The organism is Spirosoma profusum (assembly GCF_014699005.1).
GTDB lineage: Bacteria > Bacteroidota > Bacteroidia > Cytophagales > Spirosomataceae > Spirosoma > Spirosoma profusum.
Map to the genome: position 1 here is coordinate 265,957 of NZ_JACWZY010000002.1, position 12,928 is coordinate 278,884.

9 protein-coding genes are annotated in these 12,928 nt (G+C 44.7%); all 9 read left to right on the plus strand.

Annotated elements, in window-relative coordinates:
- Positions 1–306: 306 nt before the first annotated feature.
- Positions 307–1,557 carry a c-type cytochrome gene (locus IC229_RS03405; RefSeq protein WP_394355918.1) on the plus strand — a complete coding sequence of 417 codons (1,251 nt, stop codon included), beginning with the start codon at positions 307–309 and terminating at the stop codon, positions 1,555–1,557.
- Positions 1,558–1,613: 56 nt separating this feature from the next.
- A complete protein-coding gene (locus IC229_RS03410; RefSeq protein ID WP_190885521.1) occupies positions 1,614–4,724 on the plus strand; it encodes a TAT-variant-translocated molybdopterin oxidoreductase in 3,111 nt (1,036 codons plus the stop codon).
- A 99-nt stretch (positions 4,725–4,823) separates the two neighbouring features.
- Positions 4,824–6,254, plus strand: coding sequence for an NrfD/PsrC family molybdoenzyme membrane anchor subunit (gene nrfD, locus IC229_RS03415; RefSeq protein WP_190885522.1), 1,431 nt, complete (start codon positions 4,824–4,826; stop codon positions 6,252–6,254).
- Positions 6,255–6,318: 64 nt separating this feature from the next.
- Positions 6,319–6,852, plus strand: a complete 534-nt coding sequence (locus IC229_RS03420) for a DUF3341 domain-containing protein (protein ID WP_190885523.1) — start codon at positions 6,319–6,321, stop codon at positions 6,850–6,852.
- A 14-nt stretch (positions 6,853–6,866) separates the two neighbouring features.
- Positions 6,867–7,472, plus strand: a complete 606-nt coding sequence (locus IC229_RS03425) for a c-type cytochrome (protein WP_190885524.1) — start codon at positions 6,867–6,869, stop codon at positions 7,470–7,472.
- Positions 7,473–7,568: 96 nt separating this feature from the next.
- Positions 7,569–8,885, plus strand: a complete 1,317-nt coding sequence (locus IC229_RS03430; RefSeq protein ID WP_190885525.1) for a quinol:cytochrome C oxidoreductase — start codon at positions 7,569–7,571, stop codon at positions 8,883–8,885.
- Between the two features lie 19 nt (positions 8,886–8,904).
- Positions 8,905–10,023 carry a cytochrome c oxidase subunit II gene (locus IC229_RS03435; RefSeq protein WP_190885526.1) on the plus strand — a complete coding sequence of 373 codons (1,119 nt, stop codon included), beginning with the start codon at positions 8,905–8,907 and terminating at the stop codon, positions 10,021–10,023.
- A 26-nt stretch (positions 10,024–10,049) separates the two neighbouring features.
- Entirely contained in the window at positions 10,050–11,933 is a 1,884-nt protein-coding gene (locus IC229_RS03440; protein WP_190885527.1) for a cytochrome c oxidase subunit I, read from the plus strand.
- Positions 11,908–12,927, plus strand: coding sequence for a COX15/CtaA family protein (locus IC229_RS03445; RefSeq protein ID WP_190885528.1), 1,020 nt, complete (start codon positions 11,908–11,910; stop codon positions 12,925–12,927). The genes IC229_RS03440 and IC229_RS03445 overlap by 26 nt, the downstream gene beginning before the upstream one ends.
- Position 12,928: the final 1 nt, after the last annotated feature.

A 12,928-nucleotide genomic window follows, 5' to 3' on the forward strand; every position in this document is an offset into this window, starting at 1 on the left:
ATCAACTGATTGATTATCATGGTTCAGGTTGCTCGGAACCTCTTTCCTAAATTAATAATCTTACCATTTTGCCGATACTCCTGTGTGAGTTTGGCAAAATGGCATTTTTTGTGACTAAAGTACTAAACAAAGGATAAGGTTTGCGTAAACAATATGACTATTAACTACGGCTTAATTAGAAAGGGTATAAATAAAAAACACTGAAACCACAACTTTTGCCTATACAGTAATCGTGTCGTACTTTTGGACGCTAATAAATAAGTAGTAGTGATTATGTTGATTCACTCGAATAATAAAGTTCATAAAATGAGTCGTTTATACAAGCTTTGCGGGGCTATTGTTCTTTTGCTAATGCTATTGGCCTCCAATAGTCAGGTGAAAGCACAAGATGCAGCCCCAGCAGGTGGTGCGGACGCTGAAAAAGGAAAGACCTTATTTACTAACAATTGCGCCCAGTGCCACTCTGTAACGGACGAAAAGGTTGTAGGTCCTGGCCTAAAGGGAATCCGGGATAGAGCTCCGGGTGGTGATTGGCTGCACAAGTGGATTAAAAACTCGTCGGCGCTTATCGCTTCGGGAGATCAGTACGCAAACCAGGTTTTCAATGCCAATGGTAAGATTCAGATGTCAAGCTTCCCAAGTCTGTCGGATGCTGACATTGATGGAATTCTAGCTTACGTTGACCAAGCAAGCGCCCCTGCAAAACCTGCTGCAGGAGGAGAGCAAGGCAACAATACTGCTCCAGCCGGAGCGACAGCATCTTCAGGCCCATCTGAGATGTTTACAGTTGTACTGGTTGCCCTGCTGGTTGTAATGTTGTTAGTACTCGGCGTTCTGCTGGTAATCGTAACAATCCTGTCAAAAGCTGTTTCGCCCGTTACAACTACAGATGGTACGCAGGTTCCTTCTGCTTTTGGTCAAAAACTGAGAACAGGTCTATCTAATGCATTTAATAATCCAACGCTACGTTCAATTGTTATCTGGTTGTTCTTACTAGTAGCTGCTAAAGAAACGATTGATGGCGCTTATGGGGTAGGTATCCAGCAGGGATACGCTCCGAAACAGCCTATCGCTTACTCGCACAAACTTCACGCGGGACAATATAAAATCGATTGTAATTATTGTCATACAGGTGCTCAGAAAGGTAAGAATGCAACCATTCCAGCCGCTAACATTTGTATGAACTGCCACGGCGTTATTAAGAAAGAATCGCCGGAGATTCAGAAGATTTACGCAGCCATCGAAAATAATCGGCCTATCGAATGGATTCGGGTTCACAATCTTCCTGATTTAGCGTACTTCAACCACTCGCAACACGTAAACGTAGGAAACGTAGCGTGCCAGACTTGCCATGGCGAAATCGAAAAGATGGAAGTAGTGGAAGCACGTACTTCGCTGACGATGGGCTGGTGTATCGATTGCCACCGCCGTACGGATGTCAATACGAAAGACAATGCGTATTATGACAAACTTGTTGCTCTCCACCGGAAAGAAAGCAAAGATCCACTGAAAGTGGCCAATATTGGTGGTTTAGAATGTTCTAAATGTCACTATTAATCCACAGGGCCATATAGGCCATTCAACCAATAGGATACTTACCGCATACAACACGCATGGAAAATACATCTAAACGGTATTGGAAAGGGGTTGAAGAATTACGTAACGACGCTACGTTCGTAAAGAACGCAAACAGCGAATTTGCGAATCCAGACCTAAGCGAATCGTCGAGTGACCTGGACGGTCTGCTCGGTGGATCGAATACCCAACGCCGTGACTTTCTTAAAGTAATGGGTTTTGGTATGGCCGCCGTTTCGCTGGCCGCCTGTGAAACGCCGGTTCATAAAGCCATTCCTTATATTAATAAGCCGGAGTTTACGTTCCCTTCCATCTCTGACTACTACGCGTCTACATTTAGTGAAGGGGGAGATTATGCTGCCATTCTAGTTGAAACCCGTGAAGGGCGGCCCATTAAAATTGAAGGAAACCCTTCGTCAAGCGTATCGAAAGGAGGGACAACGCCCCGTTCGCAGGCTTCAGTTCTATCTCTCTACGATATTGACAAACTGAAAGGCCCAAAACGTGGTGAAGCAGATATCGACTGGGCCACAGCGGACCGGGAAATTATTAGTCAACTAAATTCAGTTGCCGCGAAGGGTGGCGCTATCCGAATCGTTACGTCGACGATTCTAAGCCCAACTACTAAAGCCGTAGTCGCTGATTTTATCGCCAAATTCCCGACCGCCAGCCACATTACGTACGATGCCAATTCTGTTTTTGGACTCATGCAGGCTAACCAGGCTTCGTTTGGTAAAGCAGTCATTCCATCTTACGATTTTGGTAAAGCACAAACCATTGTCGGCATTGGAGCCGATTTCTTGGGTACGTGGGTTGCTCCAATCGAATATATGGGTGGGTACGTAAAAGGACGTCAGGTGGGTGCGATAGGTGGTGGCAAGAAAACCATGTCGCGGCACTACCAATTTGAGACAGGCCTTTCGCTAACAGGCGCCAATGCTGACTACCGCACGGCTATTAAACCATCGCAGGAAGGGCTTGTTGTAGCTGCTCTATATAATAAGGTAGCTGCTAAAGTTGGTGGAGCCGCTATTAGTACTTCTAGTATTGATGTTCCTAATCTGGATAAAGCCGCTACTGACTTAGCTAGCTCGCGTGGCAAAGCGTTGGTCGTTTCTGGCTCGAATGATCCCAACATACAGATTGTTGTTAACGCACTAAATAACCTGCTGGGAAGTTACGGCGTAACCATTGATCTGAATTCACCAGTTAATTATCGGCAAGGTAATGATCAGCAGATGAATGCCTTCATCGATGAAGCGAAAGCTGGACGTGTTGGTGCTGCTCTGTTTTTTGCGTCGAACCCAGTTTATGACCACCCACGTGGCGCCGAACTGGCTGAGGCATTACCAAAGCTTCAATTATCTGTTTCCTTCGCCGATCGGGCCGATGAAACGGCTTCGCTGGCTAAATATATCACCCCGGCTCCTCATTTTCTGGAGTGCTGGGGCGATGCTGAGCCCAAACCAGGATTTTACAGCCTTACGCAACCGGCCATTACCCATATTTTCAAAACTCGTCAGTTCCAATCGAGTTTATTGACTTGGGTAGGCAAATCAAATGATTACCAGGCTTATCTGAAAAACTACTGGCGTACAACGCAGTATCCAAAAGCATCTGGCTTTAGTTCGTTCGATGCATTCTGGGTGAAATGCCTGAATGATGGAGTGTTCGAGCCAACTACGGGTGCTACGTCTGGTGGAGCTTCCTTCACAGGCAATGTTGCTCAGGCTGCTGCTGGTATCGCGCAACGTTACAAACCAACTACAGGTATGGAAGTATGTCTGTACGAAAAGGTTGGTGTAGGTACGGGGGCAATGGCCAATAATCCGTGGTTACAGGAATTACCTGATCCAGTTACGAAAGCCTGCTGGGATAACTATGCTGCTCTTTCACAGAAGACCGCCAAAGAACTAAACGTCGTACAGAATGATCTGGTGACAGTTACAGTCAATGGTAAATCGGTTGAATTGCCTGTAATAATTCAACCTGGTCAGGCTGATAACACGGTTTCGATTGCCATCGGTTATGGACGTGAGAAAGGAGGTAAATCAGCAAATGGCGTAGGTGAAAATGTGTATCCATTTGTAAGCCTTGTTGGTGGATACGCTACGTATGCAGCGTTTAGCGCGAAAGTTGAGAAAGCAAGCGGCTCCCATGAAATTGCTCAGACCCAGACACACGATACGGTAATGGGTCGGAAAGCAGTGTTGCAGGAAACACGTTTAGCTGAGTACGTAAAAAATCCAAAAGCTGGCCGGTATGAACCGCACGTTCAAACCTCAAAAGGCCCTGTTGATCCGAACGACATTACACTCTGGAATGGCTACGGAAAACCCGTTCACTCTTGGGGAATGGTCATTGACCTTAATTCCTGCCTGGGTTGTGGTACGTGTATCGTAGCTTGTAATGCGGAGAACAACATTCAGGTGGTTGGTCGGAAAGAAGTAATTCGACGTCGTGAAATGCACTGGCTACGTATCGACCGATACTACAGTAGTGATGCCGACGTAGAGGATTATTCGGCTATGGAGGTTGCTTCTGCAAATCCGGAAGTTACGTTCCAGCCGATGCTTTGCCAGCACTGCAGTAACGCTCCTTGTGAAACGGTTTGCCCGGTTCTGGCAACGACACACAGCACGGAAGGACTGAACCAAATGACGTATAACCGTTGCATTGGAACGCGCTACTGTGCCAACAACTGTCCCTATAAAGTACGTCGTTTCAACTGGTTCAAATACTTCGATAATGATAATTTCGATTATCATTTTAACAATGACCTTGGTAAAATGGTCATTAACCCAGACGTAACGGTACGTTCACGGGGGGTTATCGAAAAGTGTTCATTCTGCGTACAACGTATTCAGGAGAGCAAACTGACCGCGAAGAAAGAGCGTCGTACCTTGGCTCCTGATGAAGTACAGACAGCATGTTCGCAAGCATGTTCGACAGGTGCCATCATTTTTGGAGATATGAACAACCCTGAGAGCACTATTTCGAAAGTCTTAATGGCTGAACAGAATGAACGTGCTTTTCACGTACTGGAAGAAATTAACGTGAGACCGCAAATCTCGTACCTGACCAAAATTCGGAATAAGGACGAAGAGCCTAAAAACAATAAAAACGCTCAGCAGGAATCTCACGCATAAAACCAAAATACGACTTACGATATAAGGATTACGTAGTAAAGCTGTCGTAATTTTATAGTTCGTAAATCGTGCATCGCAAATCGTAAATACAGTAAGTATATGTCGCATGTTACATCAGCTGTAAGAACTCCTCTCGTTACCGGTGGTAAAACCTATGCCGACGTAACGGAGGATATCAGCAAACAGGTTGAAGGTGCCCCTACTCGTGAGTGGACCATTGCCTTTATTATTGCTGTAGTTGTACTCATTTACGGTACTGCCTGTTTGTTCTGGACATGGTGGGAAGGTCTGGGTGTTTGGGGACTTAACAAAACCGTTGGTTGGGCCTGGGATATTACCAACTTCGTATGGTGGGTCGGTATCGGGCACGCTGGTACGCTGATTTCGGCGATTCTCCTTTTGTTCCGGCAGAAATGGCGGACAGCCGTTAACCGTGCTGCTGAGGCTATGACAATTTTTGCCGTTATCTGTGCCGCCAGCTTTATCATGATGCACGCTGGACGTCCGTGGGTAGCTTACTGGTGTCTGCCACTACCTAATACGTTAGGCTCCCTCTGGGTAAACTTCAAATCTCCACTGGTTTGGGACGTATTTGCCATCAGTACGTATTTTACCGTATCGCTGGTGTTCTGGTATATGGGTCTTATTCCTGATTTAGCCACAATCCGCGATCGGGCACGTAGCAAAGTATCTCGTTACATGTACGGAGCTTTCTCACTCGGCTGGAACGGTTCCGCAAAAACATGGGCTCGTTATGAATACATGAGTTTGATTCTGGCTGGTCTGTCTACACCGCTGGTACTTTCTGTACACACGATTGTAAGTATGGACTTTGCTACATCGGTTATTCCTGGCTGGCACACCACTATCTTCCCCCCCTACTTCGTGGCTGGTGCTATCTTCTCCGGTTTCGCGATGGTACAAAACCTGGTGTTGATTATCCGGGTTGTGTTCAAACTAGAAGATTACATCACTGTTGAACACATCGAATCGATGAACAAAGTCATTACGTTGACAGGTTCGATCGTGGGTGTAGCCTATTTAACGGAGTTCTTTATTGCCTGGTATTCAGGAGTTGAATTTGAAAGTTATGCCTTTATCAACCGAGCTACTGGGCCATACTGGTGGGCATACTGGGCCATGATGACCTGTAACGTAATTACGCCACAGCTTTTCTGGTCGCGGGCTATCCGTCGGAGCATTGTCTGGACATTTGTGCTATCCGTTGTTGTAAACATCGGTATGTGGTTCGAGCGTTTCGTAATTATTGTTACGTCGCTACACCGCGATTACCTGCCATCGAGCTGGGCTATGTTCCACCCAACATTGTTTGACATCAGCGATTACATTTTCTCATTTGGCTTATTCTTCACTTTGTTCCTGCTGTTCTCGAAATTCCTGCCGGTAGTGAACATGGCCGAAGTGAAAACCATTATCAAATCATCGTCCGAAAAACTACCTGCTTCTGTATCAGGTGTAGCTAAAGGCGAACGGGTTGCTAATCCGACGTTTAACAAAGACGTAGAATAAAAAATGTTTCGGTGGAACAGCTTGGCGGTTCGACCGAACCTGAAAATTTGAACCAGTAAAAAGTATGTCAGACGCACATAGCAACGGTAAATTCTTAGTCGGCATTTATGATGATGACGACGTAGTATTGCAAGCCGTTAAGGATGTAAAAAAAGCAGGAGTTCGGATTCACGAAGTCTATTCACCATTCCCGATTCACGGACTAGATGTAGCACTTGGACATCCGCGTTCGAGACTGGGTATTGCGGCTTTTATGTTCGCTTTGTCGGGAACGATTACGGCATTATCACTAACGTTCTACACAGAAGGTTTTGATTGGCCAATGATCGTGGGTGGTAAAGATTCCTATTCGCCTATTATTTACGTGCCGATTTTTTTCGAATTAACGGTACTATTCTGTGCTTTAGGTATGGTGGGCACCTTTCTGGTTTCGAATGGCTTGGGACCAACCGTTAAGCCATTGATGTACGACTTACGAACTACCGACAATAAGTTTGCAATGGCCATCGACCTGAGCAAAAATAATATTGGTGAGGTTGATATTGAGCAGATTCTGAAAAGTTCAGGCGCTGCTGAAGTAAATGTTAAGCAGTTCTAATAGTAAGAATGAGAATGATTACTAAACATACGAGCATAACCACACTGGCTTTCATCGGACTACTGTTTGCGGGTACATCCTGTAAAAAAGGCCATGAAAACACCGGTGTCGAATATGCACCACAGATGTATGATGCCGTGGGGTATGAGCCATATCGCCAGATTAGGCCTAATACCATCAATCCACAGGGATTAAACATGCGCTTACCAGCTCGCGGTACGGTAGCTCGTCCAAATTATCACACCAAGTTTGGTGAAGGTGCTTCGGCTACTACCGACCTGATGATCTATAATATTCCGGCTGATAGTATCGGAATCGCTGAACGGGTATTAACCAATCCTATTCCACAGACGGAGAAATCAATGGCTGAAGGCCAACTACTTTACACTCGTTATTGCAGCCATTGCCATGGTGCAGATGGTAAAGGTGATGGACCTGTTGGCAAGGAGTATAAAGGGGTACCTAACTATTCATCCGATGCCTTAAAAACATTGAATGATGGGCATATTTTCCACGTGATTACTCATGGTAAAGGGCGTATGTGGCCACATGGTTCGCAAATCACACCTGAAGACCGATGGAAGATTGTACAGTATGTGCATAAATTACAACAAGGGTAATCTTGAGTTCTCAGAATTGAGGAGTATGGACTTCGTTCGCGAATCATCCAACTCCCTGACTGATAACTAAAAACTGAAAACTGAAAACCATTAAGAATGGCATCGGCTCACGCAATACCGTCCTTAGACGAACAATTTGAATTTACTGCGGAATCCAAACGTCGAATTTTCATCGGCCTTGGAGTCGGAGTCGCGCTGGTAGCAATTGGCGCGTATTTACTAGCATCAGGTGCAGGTTCGCACGGACATGATGCGCATGCAACTGCCCATGGGGCTGGTGCTCATGAGGCCCACGAAGGTGGACATCATGCTTACAAATGGACTAACCGACTTTGGGCTAATGTTTGGCTGAATGCTATCTATTTTACAGGCGCTGCGGTTACAGGCATGTTCGTCATGTCTTATAATTACCTGGCCCAGGCAGGCTGGTCTGTTTCGTTTAAGCGTGTGTCAGAAGCGATGCCGGCTTATTTGCCATTTATGGGTGCGGTTGTGTTAGCCGTTTTTTTTATTGCTGGCCATGATCTTTTCCACTGGACCCACCCTGAACTATATGACAAGGCAAGTCCTGAGTTTGATCCTATCATTAATGGCAAAAAAGGATTTTTAAATATGCCTTTCTATGTAGGACGTATCATTGCCTATTTTGGCCTCTGGTATTTCCTATGGTTAAAGCTGCGTAATTTTTCATTGCAGGAAGATTTATACGGTGGTACCGATTACTATGAGAAAAGTATCAAGTTCGGAACGGCTTTTCTATTGGTCTTTGGTGTTACGTCGTCGACATCTGCCTGGGATTTTGTTATGTCTATTGATACGCACTGGTTTAGTACCATGTTTGGTTGGTATACATTGGCAAGCTGGCACGTAACAGGACTGGCCATTATTACGTTAACGGTCGTTATGTTGAAGGAGCGTGGCTATATGCAATGGGTAAATGAAAGCCATCTGCATGATCTTGGCAAATTTATGTTTGCGTTCACGATTTTCTGGACTTATGTATGGTTTGCCCAGTTCATGCTTATTTACTACGCTAACTTACCTGAAGAAACCATTTACTATCGGGAGCGTTTTAGTGGGTATGGTGGGATATATAGGACTCCGTTTTTGGTAAACATCCTACTTTGCTTTGTATTCCCTTTCCTGATTCTGATGACACGGGATGCGAAACGGACGCATATTATTTTGAAACTAGCAGCTTGGTGTATCATTGTAGGTCACTACTTTGATTTCTACAATAACATTATGCCCGGTACGGTAGGTGAACATGGTGGTTTCGGACCTATGGAATTTGGCATGATACTGATTTTTGCTTCTGGATTTGTCTGGTCTCTCTACTCGCAGTTGGCAAAAGCAAACCTGATTCCGAAAAATCACCCAATGCTTGAAGAGACTCTGCATCACGACATTTAATTTATAATCCGCTAGCACGATGATTTATATAGTTATTCTATTATCGGTAATTTTTCTAGGACTAGCTGCAGTGGTAGTTTCCCGGATGGCTACCGTTGTGAAGAACGCTAATGGACCAGTGGAAGAAGGCCACATTGGAATGAGTAACCGGATTAATGGAGCCTTATTCATGATTTTCTTAGTATTGTCCATAATCGGTTTTGTCTGGTCGTTTTTATATGCTAAGCAGTTTTTTCTACCAGAAGCATCAACTCCGCACGGGCGTCGGACCGATTTTCTATTCTGGCTTTCTATGGGCATCATCACGGTTGCATTCGTTATTACAAATGCACTGTTGTTTATCTTCGCTTGGCTTTACCAGTACAAGGAAGGACGTAAAGCTGCTTATTACCCTGAAAACCACAAATTGGAATTGATCTGGACGGTTATTCCAGCCGTGGTCATGGCTGTAATGGTATTCACAGGCTGGCGGGCATGGCGTGATATTATGTCAGAAGCGCCAGCCGATGCGCAGGTTTTCGAAATTGTAGGTAAACAATTTAACTGGATTGTTCGATATCCAGGTGTAGATAACAATAAGTTGGGAGCGTTTAATTACAAACTCATTGACAGTAATAACGAAACCGGAATTGACTACACCGATGAGGCTTCGTTCGATGATTATGTATCTACGTCAGAACTCCATATTCCTGTAGGACGGCCTGTTTTATTGAAAATCCGTGCGCGTGACGTATTGCATAGCGTTTTCATTCCGCACCTACGAGTTAAAATGGACGCTGTGCCTGGCATGCCAACTCGTTTCTGGTTCACTGCCGATAAAACAACCGATGAAATGCGTAACATAACCGGTAACCCAAATTTCGGTTATGAGATTGCATGTACAGAAGTATGTGGACAAGGACATTTCTCAATGCGTATACGCTTGATTATTGAAGATGAAGCATCTTATCAGGCATGGTGTAAAGAACAAAAACCGCTTCTTTCAGCTGTTCCTGAACTTGCTTCTCGCATCCCAGCTAATTTAAAATCCAAAGCAGCTAAGTACCTGCCAGCAGAAGAAACGGCGGCACCGGCTGATAGCGTAACCGCATCAGTAATTACAAAAGGAGTAAAAGTAGCCAGCGCTACGCTCCGTTAATTTTAAACTTATAGAAACCAAATACTATGGCGACTGAATCAGCTAATCCGGCGACTGTGGCACATGCAGCTGAGCATGACCATCATGAGCCGCAAAGTTTTTGGCGCAAATACATATTTTCGGAAGACCATAAGACCATTGCTAAACAATACCTTATTTCTGGTATTATCTGGTCAATAATTGGTATCAGCTTGTCTGTAATGTTCCGGCTTCAATTAGGATTCCCTGCTATGAAGCTTGATTTCCTGCGCCCGATTCTTGGTGGCTGGATTGACGAAACTGGTAAACTAGATCCCGATTTCTATCTGGCGCTCGTAACTATGCACGGTACCATCATGGTATTCTTCGTGTTGACAGCCGGATTAAGCGGTACGTTCTCTAACTTCCTGATCCCGCTTCAGGTCGGTGCACGGGATATGGCGTCTGGTTTTCTGAATATGCTTTCTTACTGGTTCTTCTTCATCGCCAGTATGCTGATGCTGTGGTCATTATTTATTGAAACAGGTCCTGCTTCGGGTGGGTGGGTTATTTATCCTCCACTAAGCGCACTTCCACAAGCGCACAAAGGGTCTGAATTTGGTATGACCCTCTGGCTAATCAGTATGGCATTATTTATTGTATCGCAGTTGCTGGGTGGTATAAACTATATCACTACAGTTATTAACCTGCGGACACGCGGTATGTCATTCAGTAAGTTGCCATTGACAATCTGGGCTTTCTTCCTAACAGCTGTACTTGGATTGATTTCTTTCCCTGTACTTCTGTCGGCAGCCTTACTGTTAATTTTTGATCGCAGCTTCGGTACCAGCTTTTATTTATCGGAAATCTATATTAAAGGAGAAGCCCTGCCAAACGTAGGTGGTAGCCCTATTTTGTTCCAGCACTTATTCTGGTTCTTAGGACACCCTGAAGTGTATATCGTATTGCTGCCAGCATTGGGCATGACTTCAGAAATCATCGCGACTAACTCCCGTAAGCCTATCTTCGGTTATCGTGCCATGATTGCATCCATGATGGGTATTGCGTTCCTTGCTTTCATTGTATGGGCACATCACATGTTCGTAACAGGGATGAATCCATTTCTGGGGTCAATATTCATGTTCCTAACGTTGATTATTGCTGTTCCATCAGCTGTAAAAGCGTTTAACTACATCACGACACTGTGGCGCGGTAATATTCGATTTACTCCTGCGATGTTATTCTCGATAGGATTGGTATCATTCTTTATCTCAGGCGGATTAACCGGTCTTATCTTAGGAAACTCGGCCCTAGATATTCAGTTGCACGATACGTATTTTGTGGTAGCTCACTTCCACCTTGTAATGGGAGCTGCATCGGCATTCGGGCTATTAGCAGGTGTTTATCACTGGTTCCCTAAAATGTTCGGGCGGATGTTGAATGAGAAATTGGGATACGTTCACTTCTGGATGACATTTATTGGTATCTATCTGGTGTTCTTCCCGATGCATTACATTGGTATTGCCGGATTCCCACGTCGCTACTACGCCTTTACTAGCTACGATTTCACGAAGAATATCTTCGCTGATATGAATGCTTTTATTAGCCTTGCCGCCATTTTTACATTTGCAGCGCAATGGATATTCATTTACAACTTTGTTTATAGCTTAATCAAAGGACGTAAAGCACCTCAAAATCCGTGGAAATCCAATACGTTGGAATGGACAGCCCCAATCAATCCTGGACATGGTAACTGGGTTGGTGAAATTCCGCCTGTTTATCGTTGGGCATATGACTACAGCAAGCCAGGTGCAAAGGATGATTTCATTCCACAAAATGTGCCTTTCTCGCAAACTCCAGAATCGAATCTGCCACATGAAAATGAGCTGATCGGTATGGAGAAAGAAATTGAGGCACAGTATCTGAATGACCAATTCAACCAGCCCCATTAATCGACAGGAACGACGGTTCCAAAAGCTGGCATTTCTGACTATACTTACTGTTTATCTATTAATTCTTGCAGGGGGTATAGTCAGAAGTACGGGTTCTGGAATGGGGTGTCCTGACTGGCCTACATGTTTTGGTCGCTGGGTTCCACCAACCGAAATCTCACAATTACCAACGGACTATCGGGAGATTTACGGGTCAAAATTGAAAGGAGAAATAGAGTTCAATGCCGTAAAAACCTGGATAGAATACGTTAACCGACTGTTAGGCGTTTTATCCGGTTTTTTCGTTTTTGGTACGTTGCTGGCATCCACTACGTATCTCCGCAAAGATCGGACTGTATTTTGGGGCAGTTTCACCGCATTCGTCCTTATTGGCCTAAACGGCTGGCTCGGTTCAAAGGTAGTAGCTACTGAACTGGCTCAATACATGATAACGCTACATATGTTATTAGCCATAGCAGTTGTATTCGCCCTAATTTTTGCATTAGTACGTTCAAGGGGCTCGCGTTTACAATCGGGGATTGAAGTAGAAAAAACGGCGACGTTACGTTGGTTACTGGTTTTTATAATGGTGATAACTATTATCCAGATAGTCCTCGGTACGCAGGTACGTAGTACACTCGACGACGTAGTGAAACGGTTGGGTTACGAACAGCGGAATAACTGGATTGCCAATTTACAAGGAAGCTTTTACGTACACCGATCATTTTCGCTGATCATATTAGCTTTTCATGGAGTAGTTATTTATCAACTGCGGAAGCTACGTAACAGTGAATGGTTGACAGGGCTGGCTAATGGATTGATTGCAATTGTAGCTATTGAAATAGGTGTCGGTGTGATTATGGCTTATCTGGCAGTGCCTGCCATAACACAACCTATTCACTTATTATTGGCTATTTTATTGATAGGAGGGCAGTTTGCAGGTTGGTTGGTACTCAATCCAGCGCTCATTGTTCCAAGAACAACATCAACAAAATCTCGACTTGTCGAAATTTAGT

What these genes read in the sequence shown, in the direction of transcription:
- IC229_RS03405 (WP_394355918.1), top strand. Translation starts at nt 307, where the DNA reads ATGAGTCGTTTATACAAGCTTTGCGGGGCTATTGTTCTTTTGCTAATG.
- IC229_RS03410 (WP_190885521.1), top strand. Translation starts at nt 1,614, where the DNA reads ATGGAAAATACATCTAAACGGTATTGGAAAGGGGTTGAAGAATTACGT.
- nrfD (WP_190885522.1), top strand. Translation starts at nt 4,824, where the DNA reads ATGTCGCATGTTACATCAGCTGTAAGAACTCCTCTCGTTACCGGTGGT.
- IC229_RS03420 (WP_190885523.1), top strand. Translation starts at nt 6,319, where the DNA reads ATGTCAGACGCACATAGCAACGGTAAATTCTTAGTCGGCATTTATGAT.
- IC229_RS03425 (WP_190885524.1), top strand. Translation starts at nt 6,867, where the DNA reads ATGATTACTAAACATACGAGCATAACCACACTGGCTTTCATCGGACTA.
- IC229_RS03430 (WP_190885525.1), top strand. Translation starts at nt 7,569, where the DNA reads ATGGCATCGGCTCACGCAATACCGTCCTTAGACGAACAATTTGAATTT.
- IC229_RS03435 (WP_190885526.1), top strand. Translation starts at nt 8,905, where the DNA reads ATGATTTATATAGTTATTCTATTATCGGTAATTTTTCTAGGACTAGCT.
- IC229_RS03440 (WP_190885527.1), top strand. Translation starts at nt 10,050, where the DNA reads ATGGCGACTGAATCAGCTAATCCGGCGACTGTGGCACATGCAGCTGAG.
- IC229_RS03445 (WP_190885528.1), top strand. Translation starts at nt 11,908, where the DNA reads ATGACCAATTCAACCAGCCCCATTAATCGACAGGAACGACGGTTCCAA.